The 16,230-nt window shown below is 38.5% G+C and carries 16 protein-coding genes; 5 read left to right on the top strand and 11 right to left on the bottom strand.

What is annotated here, in order from left to right; all coding sequences use genetic code 11:
* Window position 1: 1 nt before the first annotated feature.
* Genes BQ4443_RS10470 through gpmA form a run of 3 tightly spaced genes read right to left on the bottom strand, consistent with a single transcriptional unit; the run spans window position 2 to window position 3,960 of the window.
* Complete coding sequence (locus BQ4443_RS10470) at window positions 2-1,597, bottom strand: S41 family peptidase (protein WP_071059004.1); 1,596 nt, start codon at window positions 1,595-1,597, stop codon at window positions 2-4.
* 12 nt (window positions 1,598-1,609) lie between these two features.
* Complete coding sequence (locus tag BQ4443_RS10475; protein WP_083331924.1) at window positions 1,610-3,211, bottom strand: murein hydrolase activator EnvC family protein; 1,602 nt, start codon at window positions 3,209-3,211, stop codon at window positions 1,610-1,612.
* Between the two features lie 2 nt (window positions 3,212-3,213).
* The gene (gene gpmA / locus BQ4443_RS10480; protein WP_071059006.1) at window positions 3,214-3,960 is read right to left on the bottom strand and encodes a 2,3-diphosphoglycerate-dependent phosphoglycerate mutase; all 747 of its coding nucleotides are present in this window, start codon (window positions 3,958-3,960) and stop codon (window positions 3,214-3,216) included.
* A 119-nt stretch (window positions 3,961-4,079) separates the two neighbouring features.
* Between gpmA and BQ4443_RS10485 the strand changes: the two genes are divergently transcribed.
* Genes BQ4443_RS10485 through BQ4443_RS10505 form a run of 5 tightly spaced genes read left to right on the top strand, consistent with a single transcriptional unit; the run spans window position 4,080 to window position 7,556 of the window.
* A complete protein-coding gene (locus BQ4443_RS10485) occupies window positions 4,080-4,502 on the top strand; it encodes a rhodanese-like domain-containing protein (protein WP_071059008.1) in 423 nt (140 codons plus the stop codon).
* A 28-nt stretch (window positions 4,503-4,530) separates the two neighbouring features.
* Window positions 4,531-4,791 carry a glutaredoxin 3 gene (gene grxC, locus BQ4443_RS10490; RefSeq protein WP_071059010.1) on the top strand — a complete coding sequence of 87 codons (261 nt, stop codon included), beginning with the start codon at window positions 4,531-4,533 and terminating at the stop codon, window positions 4,789-4,791.
* Between the two features lie 30 nt (window positions 4,792-4,821).
* The gene (gene secB, locus BQ4443_RS10495; protein WP_071059012.1) at window positions 4,822-5,307 is read left to right on the top strand and encodes a protein-export chaperone SecB; all 486 of its coding nucleotides are present in this window, start codon (window positions 4,822-4,824) and stop codon (window positions 5,305-5,307) included.
* Window position 5,308: 1 nt separating this feature from the next.
* The gene (locus tag BQ4443_RS10500; RefSeq protein WP_071059014.1) at window positions 5,309-6,349 is read left to right on the top strand and encodes an NAD(P)H-dependent glycerol-3-phosphate dehydrogenase; all 1,041 of its coding nucleotides are present in this window, start codon (window positions 5,309-5,311) and stop codon (window positions 6,347-6,349) included.
* A gap of 16 nt (window positions 6,350-6,365) precedes the next feature.
* Window positions 6,366-7,556 (top strand): amino acid aminotransferase, encoded by a 1,191-nt coding sequence (locus BQ4443_RS10505; RefSeq protein ID WP_071059016.1) that lies wholly within the window; start codon window positions 6,366-6,368, stop codon window positions 7,554-7,556.
* 286 nt (window positions 7,557-7,842) lie between these two features.
* On the opposite strand, the gene BQ4443_RS10510 is transcribed toward BQ4443_RS10505, so the two are convergent.
* The 8 genes from BQ4443_RS10510 to BQ4443_RS10545 form a co-directional block, all read right to left on the bottom strand.
* A complete protein-coding gene (locus BQ4443_RS10510) occupies window positions 7,843-8,622 on the bottom strand; it encodes a hypothetical protein (protein ID WP_071059018.1) in 780 nt (259 codons plus the stop codon).
* A 142-nt stretch (window positions 8,623-8,764) separates the two neighbouring features.
* Window positions 8,765-9,250, bottom strand: coding sequence for a hypothetical protein (locus tag BQ4443_RS10515; protein ID WP_071059020.1), 486 nt, complete (start codon window positions 9,248-9,250; stop codon window positions 8,765-8,767).
* A 47-nt stretch (window positions 9,251-9,297) separates the two neighbouring features.
* Window positions 9,298-10,047, bottom strand: a complete 750-nt coding sequence (locus BQ4443_RS10520; RefSeq protein ID WP_071059022.1) for a hypothetical protein — start codon at window positions 10,045-10,047, stop codon at window positions 9,298-9,300.
* Window positions 10,048-10,170: 123 nt separating this feature from the next.
* Window positions 10,171-10,908, bottom strand: coding sequence for a DUF3540 domain-containing protein (locus BQ4443_RS10525; protein ID WP_071059025.1), 738 nt, complete (start codon window positions 10,906-10,908; stop codon window positions 10,171-10,173).
* A complete protein-coding gene (locus BQ4443_RS10530; protein ID WP_083331925.1) occupies window positions 10,893-12,023 on the bottom strand; it encodes a pentapeptide repeat-containing protein in 1,131 nt (376 codons plus the stop codon). The genes BQ4443_RS10525 and BQ4443_RS10530 overlap by 16 nt, the downstream gene beginning before the upstream one ends.
* A complete protein-coding gene (locus BQ4443_RS10535; RefSeq protein ID WP_071059027.1) occupies window positions 12,023-14,857 on the bottom strand; it encodes a DUF2169 domain-containing protein in 2,835 nt (944 codons plus the stop codon). The genes BQ4443_RS10530 and BQ4443_RS10535 overlap by 1 nt, the downstream gene beginning before the upstream one ends.
* Before the next feature lie 77 nt (window positions 14,858-14,934).
* Window positions 14,935-15,318, bottom strand: coding sequence for a PAAR-like domain-containing protein (locus BQ4443_RS10540; RefSeq protein ID WP_071059028.1), 384 nt, complete (start codon window positions 15,316-15,318; stop codon window positions 14,935-14,937).
* A 73-nt stretch (window positions 15,319-15,391) separates the two neighbouring features.
* Window positions 15,392-16,180 (bottom strand): hypothetical protein, encoded by a 789-nt coding sequence (locus BQ4443_RS10545; RefSeq protein ID WP_071059029.1) that lies wholly within the window; start codon window positions 16,178-16,180, stop codon window positions 15,392-15,394.
* Window positions 16,181-16,230: the final 50 nt, after the last annotated feature.

The raw sequence follows: 16,230 nt of genomic DNA on the forward strand, positions 1-16,230 counted from the left end.
CTCAATCACCTTTATGCTCAAGCACTTTATCAATAGCTTTATCCAACGCTTTTTCTGGTGTTTTATTTAAATTTGAAGAAGGCAACGAGGTAGAAGAACCTTTATCTGAGGTGTCTTTATTTTTAACACCTTTAGTCACTTCTTTAGCATCACCATTTTCATGTTTCATCCCTACTCGAGAATCTACACCATTCCCCGTAGCACCCTCTGACTGAGCTTGAATAACGCCTTGATTAACTTTTTCACCTTTCAAGAATCGAATGGCTTGCTGAAGCTGGAAATCCTGATCCGAACCAAACTCATACAGATTCTTAACATCAACAACTTTTAATTCTGTATTCTCAACAGGTTTAGTTTCCGCTTTTTTCTCAGGGACAGATTCATGCAATAAATGATCATCTAAATCCACTTCCCTTGGAGAGGAAAATAAATCCCCTTTTTCTGTATCAGACACAACTACATCAGGTGTAATGCCTGTCGCCTGAATTGAACGCCCACTAGGTGTATAGTAGCGTGCTGTTGTGAGTTTGATACCTGTCTCATCATCTATTGGCATGACAACCTGAACAGATCCTTTACCAAAACTGCGGTTACCCATAATAGTGGCTCGTTTAAAGTCTTGTAAAGCACCTGCTACAATCTCTGAGGCTGAAGCGGAACCAACATTAATTAATACCACCATTGGTACAAAGTGCAACCATGTTGGCAAGTTTTTAAGCACTGCTGTGTTTTGCAAAATATTATCTGGTATATACCGAGAAAACTCTTCTACCACCTGATTTCTAGCCTTGGTTGATACAATTGCACCTTGCGTATTTGCAAAAATCTGTACCACCCCTACCGATACATTCAACAATCCCCCAGGGTTATTCCGCAAATCCAACACCATTGCTTTCGGGGTTGTTTTAATAGACCTAATCTGTGCCACTAAGTCATTAACAGTATTTGTTTGAAATTGCGATAATCTAAAATAAGCAATATCACCCACTAACCTACTACGGACACTTTTAACTTTAATCAGCTCTCTTTTTAGATGGATATCTAATAGCTTACCTTGTCGGCTCACTTTTAATGTTACAGCTGACCCTGGCTCACCACGTAACATTTTAATGACATCACTAATATCTTTTTCTTTTGTATTAACATCATTAACACTTACCACTAAGTCTCCTGGCAATACCCCAGCCTTTGCTGCTGGTGTACCTTCAATAGGTGAAATAATTTTTATATAACCTTTGTCTTCACCAATCTCAATCCCCAAGCCACCAAACTCACCTTCCGTTTCTTCTTGTAAATCAACCATGTCTTCTTTATCAAGATAAGCCGAGTGCGGATCTAATTTGTCCACCATACCGGCTATAGCGGCATCAATTAGCTCTTTATCGCTAACAGGCTCAACATATTGATTCTTAACCAACGAAAAAGCTCGTGCAAATCGACGCAACTCTTCATAAGCTTGGGCTGGATCATGCTCAGCATCTACTGGTGTCGCTTGCAATGAATCAGGAATAGTAGTTCCTTTAACCTCTTCCTGAGCATAGACTAAGCCACTAGAGAAAAGCCCTATAATAATTATTCGATATAATCGGCTTAACATTTAATTCTCCTCTTATTGTGCTAACCATTGTAATGGATCGACAGGTCTACTGCCTTGTCTAATTTCAAAATAGACAGCAGGTTCAACTTGCCCACCAGTTGAGCCAGCCCTAGCAACAACTTGACCCGTTTTTACCGTATCACCAACGCCTTTTGACAAACTCTGGTTATAACCGTAAACGCTCATATAGCCACCGCCATGATCGACAATAATCAAATTCCCAAAACCTCTTACCCAATTAGCAAATACCACTTGACCACTTGCGACCGCCTTAACTGGTGCTCCAGCCGATGCATTAATTAAAATGCCCCGCCACACATCTCCCGTATCAGGTCGTGTCTGACCAAATCTACCCGCCAAACTACCACGGATAGGCCATGGAGATCCACGTGATAACCCTTTACTAATATCACTACTAGAAGAAGCTTCTGCACGTCTATCATCTTCCTTAGCTTTGGCTAATAATAACTGTGCCTCTCTCGCTTTCTCTTGGGCAATCCTTGCTTTTGCTCTCTCAATTTCTGCCTCTTCCGACTGTTGGCGCACCAATGTGATAGATTGTTGCGCGTGTTTTTGTTGATCAAGCGCTTCTTGAATTTTTTTCTTAGCGATTTCTTGCTCTGCTGGACTTAAGGCAAAACCAAATGCTTGCTCTGCTTTTTTAACATTCGCAGCAGCAGCTCGTTGTCTTGCTATTGCTTCCATCTGAGCTTGTCTTGCTTTCTCTTTTAATTCTTTCGCTTTTTGTAACTGTTCTTGCGCTAATTTAGCTTGTTCTTGTGCAATAGCCGCTTTTCGTTCACGCTCTGCGGCAATCAGCTTACGTCTCTCTTCTGCCTGCTTTTGTCGGCGAATTTCCGCTTGCCTTAATGCCTCTCTCTGTGTACGGATATTATTTTCAATACCAGCGATAATGCGTGTTAAACGGGCATCATCCTCTTTTAACTGACCCGCTTGTTGACGGCGCTTTTTGATATCCCCTTCGATTTTACTCAGCTTATTCTGATAACTTTGTTGCTCTTTTTCTAAGTCTTTTTTAGCTTTAGCTGCTTGACTCGCTAAATTACTCAAATTTTTCTGATGACTTTGAGCTTTCTTTTTAACGGCTGCTAAACGGTTTAACTCTTTTTTAAGATTTTCTGCTGACTTAGCGCGTGCTTTAGAAATATAGCTAAGATAAATAAAGTCGCGACTAATTTTTTGCGCATCTTTTCCTGATAACAAGGCCGCCCATGGTGATATACCACTCGTATATTGCTCTTTTAGCTGCTCCGCTAAATCATTGAGGCTTTCCTCTAGAATAGTTTGCTGTATTTTTTCTTCCTCTTTTACGTCACTTAAATCGTTTTTAGCTTCTTGCTCTTTGTCTAGCAAACTATCAAGCTTACGACTCATATCAGAAATGGCACTTTCTGATTGACGTAAATCCTCAAGGACATCTTTACGATTTGTCTCTTGTTTATTAATTTGAGTGTTAAGTTTATTAATCTGACTTTGTAGTTCGGCTCGTTGCTTTTCTACTTGTGCTTGTTGAGCATTCAGACTAGAGATAGACTGTGCGTAAACAGGCACAGTCCAACCTAACATTGTTAAAACAAAAATACAGCGTTTCACGTTTACTTAGCTTTACCTTGTGCAGCAACAGCAGCTAATGCCGCTGCAATAGCTTCCTGATCACCTAAATAATAATGACGAATTGGCTTTAAATTTTCATCCAACTCATAAACCAGTGGTTGCCCCGTTGGGATATTTAGTTTCAAAATTTCTTCTTCACTCATATCCTCTAAATACTTGATTAATGCCCTGATACTATTACCATGAGCCGTAATCAAGACTTTTTTGCCTGCTTTAATATCTGCAGCAATTTCATCATTCCAAATTGGAATCACGCGAGCCACTGTATCTTTTAAACACTCAGTACGTGGCAACTCCTCTGGTTTCAAATCTGCATAACGTGCATCAAAGCGAGGATGACGCTCATCATCCAAACTTAATGGGTTTGGTGCAATCGCATAAGCACGACGCCAAATCAGCACTTGCTCCTCACCATATTCTGCCGCCGTTTCTGCCTTATTTAACCCTTGCAAAGCACCATAGTGGCGCTCATTTAATCGCCAGCTTTTCTTCACTGGTAAATACATCATATCCATAGCATCAAGTGCTGTCCACAACGTCCGAATGGCACGTTTTAAGACAGAGACATAAGCCACATCAAATGTATAACCTTCATTTTTCAATAGCTTACCAGCATCCCAAGCTTGTTGACGACCAGTTTCGGTAATATCAACATCAGCCCAACCCGTAAAACGGTTTTCTAAGTTCCATTGGCTTTCACCATGACGCATCAACACAATTTTATACATTTTTATTTCCAAAAAAGTAAACAATTTTCGTATATTTTAGCGAACTATTCTCTATAAATCTTTAGCTACTTTATAATCACTAAATTAAGTTCAAAAATTACCCTAAATAGGACAAAGCTGTGGATTTTTTATATTATCAAAACACTATTTTTTATATTATTTTTGGCGCTATTGCTGGTTTCATGCTACTTTTTACAGCCAAAAGAGGGGCTAACGGTCAGGGTGCACTTTCAGCCAAAGAAGCCATCCAGCTTTCAAATACCGAAAAAGCTCAATTTATTGACATTCGCCCCGAAGAAGACTTTAAAAAATCATCTATACCCCAATCTAAGAATTTTCCCAAGGATAGTATCGAAAGCAAAATAGCCGATCTTCCTAAAAAACCTTTGATTCTCGTCTGCGACAAAGGCATGACAGCACAACAAACCGCTAAACTGTTAAAAAAGCAAAATGTTGAGAATGTCTATTGGATTAAAGGTGGGTTAAATGAATGGTTGAGTGAAGGTTTACCTGTTAAAAGTCGATCTTCTTCAAAAGCATAACTCTACAATGACTCTAAAGGTGACAACGATGAGTAAAGTAACGATGTACTACAAAACAACCTGCCCTTATTGTATGCGTGCAGAAAAACTGTTAAAAGAGCGGGGCGTAACAGATTTAGAAAAAATCAATATCGAAACAAATCGTGATGCTCGTGCAGAAATGATTGAGCGTTCATCAGGTCGTACCACTGTTCCTCAAATCTTTATCAACGGAACTCACGTTGGTGGCTGTGATGATATTCATGCCTTAGACGCAGAAGGCAAACTTGTACCTATGCTTTCAGCATAGTCCGACCATTTATATCTATAAGGAATTAAGATGACAACCGAAAATACAGCTCAAACACCAGCTTCAGAACAAAATCAGCAAGCTGAACAAGCGTTCGCCCTACAGCGCGTCTACTTAAAAGATGTATCATTAGAAATGCCTAATGCTCCTCACGTTTTCTTAGAGCAAGAAGCACCAAATGTAGAAATTGCTCTTAATGTTGGTGGTCAACGTCTTGCAGACACCGTGTTTGAATCAACTGTACGCGTTACCATCACAACAAAGATTGCTGATCAAGTTGTTTACTTATTAGAGACCACTCAAGCAGGTATCTTTGAAATTGCCAACTTTGATGACGGACAACTTGACCCACTATTAGGTATTGTTTGTCCTTCTATGTTATTCCCTTACCTACGTGCTAATGTTGCCGATATTATCAATCGTACGTCATTACCTCCATTGCACTTAGCGGAGGTTAATTTCCAAACACTATACGAGCAAAATATCCAAGCCGCTCAACAAGAAACAAAACAGTAATATGAAAAAAACAACCGCTGCCGATTTACGTACTCTCGTTATTGGTGCGGGCAGCTGGGGCACTGCCCTAGCTGCAGCGTCTTCTGTCAAGAGTGACACTTTATTATGGTGTCGCCATCAAGAGCAAGCTGAGTATATCAACCAGCATCATGCCAACCCACGTTATTTACGTGACCTACCTCTCCCCTCATCATTACAAGCCACTCATGATGAACAACGTGCTATCCGTTTTTTGGCAGAAATGCCCAATCAAGCACTCATTATTCTTGGCATCCCTGTCGTTGCCATGCGTGAAACGGTTGCTCATTGGTATCGGTTATTATCCGACCAACAATTAAGCCATATTCCAATTATTTGGACATGCAAAGGCTTTGAACAAAGCAGTGGTTTACTGCCTCACGAAGTGGTAAGCACTGTCAGCCGATTTCCACATTGTGGGGTATTATCGGGTCCATCATTTGCCAAAGAAGTAGTGCAACAATTACCTGTGGCGCTAACTATAGCAAGTCATAGTACAGTAGTCAAAGATCGTACGACCCAAGTATTACATAATCATTTTTGTCGTATTTACCAAAGTGATGATATTGTTGGTGTTGAAGTAGGTGGAGCCCTAAAAAATATTATCGCTATTGCCTGTGGTATTGCTGATGGCTTAGGCTTAGGGCACAATGCTCGTGCGGCACTCATTACACGTGGACTTGCCGAAATTACTCGCTTAGGTTTAGCAATGGGAGGACACGCGCAGACATTTGCTGGCTTAACAGGACTTGGAGATTTAGTGCTTACGGCAACGGGTGATTTATCACGCAATCGCCAAGTGGGGCTAGCCTTAGCAAAAGGACAAACTCTCGCCGATATCTTAGCCTCAGGGATTACGGCTGAGGGGGTTCGCAGCGCCAGAGATACCTTTTTACGAGCCCAACAACTCCATATTGATATGCCAATTACCCAAGCTGTATGTCATATACTATTTGACCACTATCCTCCGACAAAAGCTGTTCATGAGTTATTGACTAGAGAAGCAAAACCAGAAATTCGTTAAGTTACAGGAAAAGATTATGTTTGAACATATTGAGTTTTATCCAGGAGATCCCATTCTCAGCTTAGTTGAAAAATTCAATGCTGACCCTAGAGCACATAAAGTCAATCTAAGTATAGGTATTTATTTTGATGAGAATGGCAAACTACCCGTTCTTTCTAGTGTAAGAAAAGCTGAAATCGACAGAGCAAAACAAGCACACCCTCGTGGCTATTTACCCATGGAGGGTTTAGCTACCTATCGCACTGGCGTACAAAACCTTCTATTTGGTGCTGACCATCCAGCGTTAAAAGAAAATCGCATCGCTACTATCCAAACACTAGGTGGATCTGGTGCCCTAAAAATTGGGGCTGATTTCCTAAAAAAATGGTTCCCACAGTCCAAAGCCTATGTTAGTGACCCAACGTGGGATAATCATAGAAGTATTTTTGAAGGGGCTGGTTTTGATGTAGGCATATACCCATACTATGATGCAGAAAAAATTGATGTGAAATTTAAAGACATGCTAGATTTTTTTAAATCATTAGCACCACAAAGCATTCTTATTCTGCATCCTTGCTGCCATAATCCGACAGGTGTTGACCTAAGCCATGAACAATGGGATATCGTTTTACAAGTCATCAAAGACAAACAACTGATTCCATTCATGGATATTGCCTATCAAGGCTTTGGAGATGATCTTAAACAAGATACTTTTGCGATTCAAAAAGCGATTGAGCTAGGCTTATCACTCTTTATCAGCAACTCTTTCTCAAAAAATCTTTCTTTCTATGGTGAACGTGTTGGTGGTTTAAGCGTTGTATGTCCAAGCAGTGAAGAAGCTGCCCTTGTCTTTGGTCAATTAAAAGCAGGCGTCCGCCGAGTATATTCTAGCCCTCCTGCTCATGGTGGCTTTATCACCGCTCAAGTACTGAATACGCCAGAGCTATTTGCAGAGTGGGAAAGCGAAGTCGCCACTATGCGAGAGCGGATTAAACGCATGCGTCAAAAATTACACCAAGCATTAACGGCAAAACAACCAAACCGTCAGTTTGATTACTTTATTAAACAACGGGGCATGTTTAGTTATACAGGGTTAAACCCTGCTCAAGTACAACGTTTACAAGATGAATTTGCGATTTATTTAGTAGGCTCTGGACGTATGTGTGTCGCAGGACTCAATGAGTCTAATATTGACTATGTCGCGGATGCTTTTGCACAAGTCATGTAATTACACTCCTGAGATGTCACCCTTCCCCATCTGATACTTACTCGCATGGGGAAGTTTGTTAGTCTCATTCAGGGTAAAGACTAAGGTTATTTTAATTTCATACTTAAGCACTTTAAGCTCTGCCAGTGAAATATACTATCAACATATGAGGCACAACAATCATTGGTAATGCTAACCACCAGCGATTTAGAATAAAGATAAGAATACTGATAACTTCTTCCAATTAGATTTTCCAAATAATTTTATTCAAGAGACACAATACATTGAATACTATCTTTTTTAACCACTACTCTTGGCAATAATCATCACCTTCAAGCAAATCTCGATAACTACTAATCCTTGTTCCTAGCAGACTCGTCTCCTCACTTAAATCCTTGTATTGTTGCTCCTCTGCTGTTAAATCACTGCCTCTACGAATTTTTCGTTGTAATGCCGCTCTTTCAACATTGGATAAACCCGCATTCACTACTTGAAGCAATAGTTGTTCCTTTTTCCTTAACACAGTTTGTTCTTGTTCCAATTGACTCAACTTTTCCTGAATTACAGGACATATTTTTTGTCTATCTGTAGCAGATAGTTCTGCCATAAAAATGAACTCACTAGGCAAAGAAGGTAAATATTTGATGATGAAACTTTTACCTACCGATCCGGGAACCATATAAATTTTGCTAGAAGAAAAATTAGGCAAACCACCAGCCCTCTTAGAAACAGGATAAACCCCTCTAGTAGAGAATACATCTCCCGTATAACTTAATGTTTTTTGATTTCCTTCTTCAGTCTTGAAACTCGCTGTCACAAAAGATATTGGCCAACCTTCCTTGACAGAAACCACCTCTGCAATTGCTAATTTTCCATAATACTTATTCGCTAATGGTACGACTAAATGGTGGTGAAAGAAGATTAGAACAATTTGTACCAAGAAAAATAAAACAATGATTCCGCCAAGTACATTATTTACTTTTTTATCTTCTAGACTAAAAATCAAAAAAATAGTCGCCAAAAGTAATGGAAAGGACAACCACCACCGGTCATAAACAAATAAAACCAAAGTAACAATATGTTCCATCTTCACTTTCCGCTTCTGACAAAATAATAAATACCGACGGTCGATATTTTAAATATTTGATAGTAACCACATCACCCTTTATTGGTAATCGATAACTATTGCGTACAGCGCTAAAAGTTGAGTCACATTACCCTCTTATCATCTATTGCAAAATCACAAAATAACGGGGAATAGAAGGTAAATATTTCACCTTAAATTCTTGGCCAACTTTTGGATAGATACCACTCTTATAACTAGGATAAAAGTTAAATTCATCAGTCCTAAATGAGCTTTCCTGTAACTCTCCATTAGCCTTGGGATAAATGACATTTAATTTAAACACTCGCTGATTATTTCTTAACGTTGAGGTCTGCTCTTGAGAGATAACCTTCGCTAGTGCGTCAGTACCCGCATAATTAATCAAAGGACTTGTGATATGTGACCCAAATAAAAATACCACTCCTGGCAATAACACAACAAAAGCTTGAAAAAAACTCTTCCACTTTTGTCGACGCTTCCTCTCCTCTGGCGATAAATCAGGTTCAAGCTGAAAATGATGAGTTCCCCACCACCCTATCAGAAAACCAATCATCACAAATGGCCAAATTTGTTTAATTGAAAAAACAATGCTTGCAATAAGAAATGACAATTAAAAAATACCTCATTATACGCAAAGTTGCTATTTCAAACTACGACTTACTCTCGACAAAAACGGTCGCCTTGAATCAAGTCATTCTGAATAGATTGAATATTCCTATCAAGTGTAGCAAACTTTTCATTCAATACCATTAAGTGTTGCTCATCTGCTGTTAAGTCTTCCCCTCTGCGCATCTTGCGAGTAAGCTTGTCACTTTCCTCTGCCGTTAGTCCTTGATATACCTTTATTCTTAAGGGTGCAAGCTCTCCATCCAATGCCGTTTTTTGCGCCTGATAATCACTTAACTTACCTTTCAGAACAGGACAAATGGCTTGCCTCTCTGCATCTGTCAGCTCTGCCAGAAAAATAAACTCTTTCTGCTGCTTGGGCAAGTATTTAATGACAAAAATATCCCCTTTCTTGGTTGGTATATAGTAGCGACTAAATAGAGGATACACAGGACGACTATCATCCCTATAGGTAATTGTCTGCGTTATCCCCTGTTCATCCACATACTGCGCTGTCATAGCAGAAATATTGCCATATTCCTCTTGTATCATCATGGTAGTCTCAGACTTTACCACCTCAGCAATCGCCAGTTTACCGTAATGATTAATTAACGGAGTCAGAAAAAAGCTGGAAAAAACACTACTAAAAAATAGTCCAAAAACAACGATTATCCCTAAAAGTAGCCTGAAAAAAGAAAAGCTCGGTAGAAAAGTGATTAAACCACCCAACAACAGCGCTAATGGCAAAGCTAACCACCAGCGATTTAGAATAAAGATGAGGGTACTGATAATTTCTTCCAATTAAGTTTTCCAAATAATTTTATTCAAGTTCGGAATCATCTTCAATTTGTCCCATAACGAGCAATTACTCTTAGGTCTGTACCGGAAACAAAATAATACCCCCTAGGATATAATTGTCTAAGTCTATCCAACTACCATTAATTTCCCATCTGATTTTAATAACTCACGACCGTTTAACATGGTCACACTACCAGACAATTTAGCTACGGCTTCTGCAGAGTAATTAATGTTTAAAGCTTTAACACGGTCTGTTCCAGCAACAATTCTCTCAGCATTAACAACTTTCGTCGTTGATTGTTCAGCAACCATTTCAGTTGTTTGGGCACTTTGTTTGATCCTGTTTGCATCAATAGTCAAGGTAACGCCCGTCTGTTGATAAGCAACTGAGTTAATTGATGTAGTCGTACTATTAACAAAAAAATGCTGACTTGATAATTGAAATTTTTTCGTATCAAATATAACCCCTTGAGCTTTAAAAACAGTATTATCCGGCAATTTCAGTACCACTACATCACCTACCTGATTAGATTCTAAAATTGCCATAATGTAGGCTGATTTATCAGAAAATACCTGTATATGAACAATATCCCCTACACAAGGAACTTGGAGACACGAGGATGCTAACTTGACATAAAACGTTTGATTGGTCTGTGTTTCTTCGACTAAAAATCTATACGACTCGTTGTCCTGTGTTTTTATTGTTGCTTTACACGAGATAACCGCTGCTGTGACCGTTAACTCCTCACTGACATTTTTTCTTAACAAGGTCAAAAAATCATTAGAAAGCTCAAATTCAGATTCTTCTGATTGTTTATGTACATTCTCTGCTTCTTTTATTTGTTGATTTAACTCTGTAACCATAAATCCGCCTTCACTTGTTGCTTATCTTCGTCCAAAACCCCTACTTTACTACTATATCTTGTTTGATTATCTACCACGGACTGATGTCTTGAGTAATAAAAACTCACCTGACGAAAATCTGCAAGACTAATATCCGCATAGCTAAAATCAGTGTATTTCATCATCGCTTTTTGAAAATTACAATTAATAAATTGACCTCCACTCATATTGCTAAACTCCATATTCGTTTCGCTAAAATCCGATTGAAGCGCAGAGGACTCACTCAAATTGGCACCCACCATCTGAGCCCACTTAAAACTGGATTTCGCTATTTTTGCCTTTAGAAGTAACGCATAATTAAGAGATGCTGAAGTAAAATTCGTTCCATTTAGATTACAACCAATAAAGCTACATTGATCAACTTTAGCCTTAGTAAAATTAGCTCCCGCCAAATTTGACTCAGTAAATTGACTCATCGTTAAATCCATATGACTAAAATCATAATTTGCTGCCTCAGACCATAAAGCGATAATATTTTTATGCTGACAATTTTTATTCACCCATTGATTAAAATCATATTTAAATAACACTAAATGACGAGAGCAACAACCCTCGGTTTCAAACTGATGAAAAGGGTCTTCCACTTCCTGAAAAGGGTGCGTTGGAAAAGCAGCCTTATCTTCATCAGACAAGCAAATAATACTTGATGTTTCCAGATGACAATTAATCGCCTTAACTGAAAAACGCTGACAATCATTAAAGTCCATGGTATCAATGTTGCAGTCTTGATAAATAATATCCTGTAGTGTACATGCGTTAAAACCGATATCTTGAAATTGAGTAGCCTTGTATTGACAATGTTTTAAACGAGAGACATCAAACTCCACTTCTGTCAATTCACACTGCTCCCAAATACAATTGACAAAAATGCATTCACTAAAAGAACACTCTGAAAACTGACAATTCCTAAAGACCACTTGTTCAAAAATACACTCTAGAAAATCACCACCCACAATTTCACACCCCTCCCATATCATTGAGTTAATATGCATGCCCTCAACATCGGCACCATCCTCAATTTCATCTAGGATATGTTGCTGTACTAATGCTTTTGATTCATCACCCGATAACATCATCACCTCAAACTTGGTACAGTATTTGCTCTTTCCATATAGCAATCATCAAATACTGTTTGACTATCAATATCAATATAAGATAATTCAGCCGAAAAAAATGACACATGTTTAAAATAACACTCTACTGATTTGAAGCCCATCATCACCGCTTCAGCAAAATCAACATTATTCAATTTTGCATGTGACAACAGCGAACTCATCCACATAGAATCTTTGAAGGACGTATCTTTAATACTAGCGTGATTCAATGTTGTTTTAGAAAAATCATTATTTTCCATTTTTGATTGAAAAATAAAAGCGTTGTCAATCGTTAATTCACGCCATGAGGATTCTCTATCTGTACAACGCTCCAACTTCAAATCCCTAATCCTCGTACCTGCTTTAATGAATACTTTAGACATTTGACATTGGCTCATATCAAGTTTCTTAATCAATGAATCAACAATAATTGCCATTGACTCAATCTTACTTTGATCAAAACTCAAATCCTGTAATAATCCTTTGGTAAAACCAAATTGTTTTATCTCACTTTGTATAAACCGCAATTGTCTAAGTCGAGCACGTATAAAGTCGCACATTTCTAATTGCGACTCTTCAAACACGACCTGCGTATAAGTGCCAGAGTCAAAATCAGATGTTTTTATATCACACTGTTTAAACTCCGTAGTTGAGAAAATACATTTTTCCCATTCAGTACCGATAAACTGACAATTCCTGAACTGACAATACTCAAAAAAACTTTTTTCAAACTGGTTACCAATAAAACGACAATTTTCAAATTGACAATGCTTGAAATGTGTATTAATGAATTGTGCATGACTAAAATCACAACGAATAAATTGACTCTTTGCTACTGATAATTCAACTATAAGCGCCCCTTGATAGCTCTCATCCTCTGCGCTATGATCCGCTAAGCTAAAATCAAGGTTATCACTTGACAATTCGTCAGAACCACTTAAAAAAAACTGCAAAGAATCAATAGACTTACTTGAATTAATAGGCTCATCAGCAAAAAAGTCTGCAGGCATACTCATTGAAGAAGAACCTTGCATCGTTTCCAACAACTTCTTTTTTTTCTCAGCATAGAAAGCAAATGTTTGATAATGTTCATTTACTTCATTAGGAGATGCGCTTGAATTTAAGATTTGAAAATTTCTCTCGGGCAATAGATTACCACTCACTTGAAAAGCTAAAAACTGTTCCGGTGTGTATCCATGGAATAATTTCGCCATTTCTTTATTTTTTGATAACTCGGCAAGGACTTTTTCGGCTGACGCAAGATTTTCAGGCATATTCGTCAACTCATTGCGCACTTCTTTCACAAACTTAGCTTGTTCTTTTTGAGCCTGTATAAATTCAGCACGAGTCATCTTCAGGCTATCTTTATTGGCTTCTTCACGTTGTTTTTCTGCTTTTTTTATTTCTTTGCGCGCTTCACGGACTTGAGTCAATACTGATTTTTCTTGCAGTTCTCCCTCTAATTGCTTTTGATTCTCTTTTTCAAGATCAATTCCATTGTCTAACCACTGTTCTAAGTCATCCAAACTTTGAACATCTTCCCCAAAGTTCTCTTGCAAAAAAGATTTAACATCAAAATCTTCAATCTCATAACCTTCTTTTCGTAGTTCAATTATCCGCTCTTGATTGTCAGTGTATGATTGTTCAATTGGTCGTAAATCCTTGATTAAACGTTTTAATTTTTGTTTAAGCGCTATGCCTACTGGTATACGCTTTGACGGCGGTAAAAACACCTCATCAACCAACTGCCTATCTAGTGAAGCGTAATGCATGGATGTTTTATCATCCGTTCGTAACCTAAAAATTTCCTCATAATAACTCAGTGGTTTTGATCGCTCAGTATGCTCTATTGCACCCATCAATTCAGCAACAATATCATCTACAAAAAACCACCTAGGAATTTCCAAGACCCCTTCATAAATTAAAAAAGCCTTCTCTACATGAGGAAATGCCCATAAGGTTGTTAATGATAAATCAACGGAGTGTAGAAAATTCGCTTGTTTATCCTTTTCTTTGACCAAACGAACAAATGCTTTTGACACAATGGGTGGTATAGTCATCGTGCAGGTCGCTTTTTCAGGATGCATATGGATAAAAGTGGCTTGATCCCCTACCTCAAGCTGCGCTAGCCGTTGATCCATCGGCGATTGATTAAAATAGGACCAATCTACATCCTTGGCTAAACCGGGAAACTCTTCTTGTCTCCATCGCTCATCATAGCTTCCCATCAACTTGTTGCGATCAGGGTATTCAACGGGTAAGGCAGTCAGGGTAATTGGAGGAGGTTCATCTCTTTCACTACGAATAGGGTACGACGGATGCTCAATATTCGGTAAGGGCTTAACCCTTAATTGAGCCTCACCAATTTCCATATAATCACGCCCTTTCCCCTTAGGGTTTTTATCAAAATCGGCACCTCCATAGGCATTTCGCCAATTAATCGGAATTTTATCAAAAGATTCAGGCGTAGACGGCTTACCATCAATCCAATAACGATTGCCCCATATTTCTAAGGTTTTGGAAACATTGTTTAATTTAAGTTGAACTAAGGTTTTGCCTCCTTCGGCGTACTTACCATATGCATAAGCGTTAACTACAATTTCTGGTGTCTTTTTTTTTCCAATAATATCTAAAATTTCTACATCAAACTGCTGCTGACACTCCTCACCAAAGTGCTGCCACAGGTCTTGCTCTGAACATAGTGTTTGTGTTTTAAAATCAAAAAAAACAGCCCCTACTATTGATATAAAACTCTTTTTATCATAATCAAACTTACGATGAAGTAAGCTCTGAGTTAACGGCTTAATAACTCTCATAATATCAACAAAAAATAATATTAAATCCTTTTACCTACTCATCGTTAGACCAGACAGGCGTATACCAAGAAAACAAACTATGCACAAAGAACCAGCTCTTTGAAATTAACTGTAAATGCTTCTATATCCGGACAATTCATTTGATTAGTAATGCCAAAAGTGGTCACTCTCGTGGTAGGTGTACCCTTGCATATATATGTAAAGGCGCCTGCCAAACTTTTATGCTTTGCTGCAAATCGCTGCGAAACAAGACCACCGCCCACGCCTGCCGTATCGGCTAAGGTAATTGGTTTTTTACTCGCCATATTATGCTTAGGTCCACCAATTGTTAATACCTGAACTGGCACCGGCACTGTCATTAGAGCCATACCAACATTGGGATGTGGCACAGGGGGGACCGGTGTTTTGCATACATCAGGAAACCCTGCACTAATACCACCAACTTGACAACATGAAAACATAATTTCTTCCTTTATCCGATTAACTACTAGTAAAAGATAGTCTTATTACATTGAATACTATCTTTTTTAACCACTACTCTTGGCAATAATCATCACCTTCAAGCAAATCTCGATAACTACTAATCCTTGTTCCTAGCAGACTCGTCTCCTCACTTAAATCCTTGTATTGTTGCTCCTCTGCTGTTAAATCACTGCCTCTACGAATTTTTCGTTGCAATGCCGCTCTTTCAACATCGGATAAACCCGCATTCACTGCTTGAAGCAATAGTTGTTCTTTTTCCCTTAACACAGTTTGTTCTTGTTCCAATTGACTCAACTTTTCCTGAATTACAGGACATATTTTTTGTCTATCTGTAGCAGATAGTTCTGCCATAAAAATAAAAGCACTTGGCAAAGAAGGTAAATATTTGATGATAAAGCTTTGACCTACCCTACTAGGCGCAAGATACTGAACGCCATGTATCACGCTCATTTTTTTAGAGACGGGATAGACACCCCTAGAACTCAATCTATCCCACAAAATATAGTCCAATGTTTGTGTATCAGCATTTCCTGCTTCATAACTTGCACTTACAAACTCTAAATAATTCCCCATAATATTTCGGCTCTTTGAAGAAACCACTTCAGCAATTGCCAATCTTCCATAATGCTTATTAATCGACGGCACTAACAGATGATGATGAAAGAAAGCCAAAACAACTTGTATACACAATAACAAAAGAGCTATCAACAACACGAGTTTGCTCTTTTCTGATACCCAAAGCACAAACACAAATACAGCAGTCACTAGAAGTAATGGATAAGATAGCCATGCACGCTCGTAAACAAAATAAACATGACTGAGGACGTATTCAACACTCATTAAAAAACCTCTCTAATCCTTTCAATATCCACAAACTGTAATACTTCCAC

It is taken from the genome of Pelistega sp. MC2, from assembly GCF_900099475.1.
GTDB lineage: Bacteria > Pseudomonadota > Gammaproteobacteria > Burkholderiales > Burkholderiaceae_B > Taylorella > Taylorella indica.

Coding starts and splice junctions, on each gene's coding strand:
- BQ4443_RS10470 (WP_071059004.1), bottom strand. CDS start 1,597: ATGTTAAGCCGATTATATCGAATAATTATTATAGGGCTTTTCTCTAGT.
- gpmA (WP_071059006.1), bottom strand. CDS start 3,960: ATGTATAAAATTGTGTTGATGCGTCATGGTGAAAGCCAATGGAACTTA.
- grxC (WP_071059010.1), top strand. CDS start 4,531: ATGAGTAAAGTAACGATGTACTACAAAACAACCTGCCCTTATTGTATG.
- secB (WP_071059012.1), top strand. CDS start 4,822: ATGACAACCGAAAATACAGCTCAAACACCAGCTTCAGAACAAAATCAG.
- BQ4443_RS10500 (WP_071059014.1), top strand. CDS start 5,309: ATGAAAAAAACAACCGCTGCCGATTTACGTACTCTCGTTATTGGTGCG.
- BQ4443_RS10505 (WP_071059016.1), top strand. CDS start 6,366: ATGTTTGAACATATTGAGTTTTATCCAGGAGATCCCATTCTCAGCTTA.
- BQ4443_RS10510 (WP_071059018.1), bottom strand. CDS start 8,622: ATGGAACATATTGTTACTTTGGTTTTATTTGTTTATGACCGGTGGTGG.
- BQ4443_RS10525 (WP_071059025.1), bottom strand. CDS start 10,908: ATGGTTACAGAGTTAAATCAACAAATAAAAGAAGCAGAGAATGTACAT.
- BQ4443_RS10530 (WP_083331925.1), bottom strand. CDS start 12,023: ATGATGTTATCGGGTGATGAATCAAAAGCATTAGTACAGCAACATATC.
- BQ4443_RS10535 (WP_071059027.1), bottom strand. CDS start 14,857: ATGAGAGTTATTAAGCCGTTAACTCAGAGCTTACTTCATCGTAAGTTT.
- BQ4443_RS10540 (WP_071059028.1), bottom strand. CDS start 15,318: ATGTTTTCATGTTGTCAAGTTGGTGGTATTAGTGCAGGGTTTCCTGAT.
- BQ4443_RS10545 (WP_071059029.1), bottom strand. CDS start 16,180: ATGAGTGTTGAATACGTCCTCAGTCATGTTTATTTTGTTTACGAGCGT.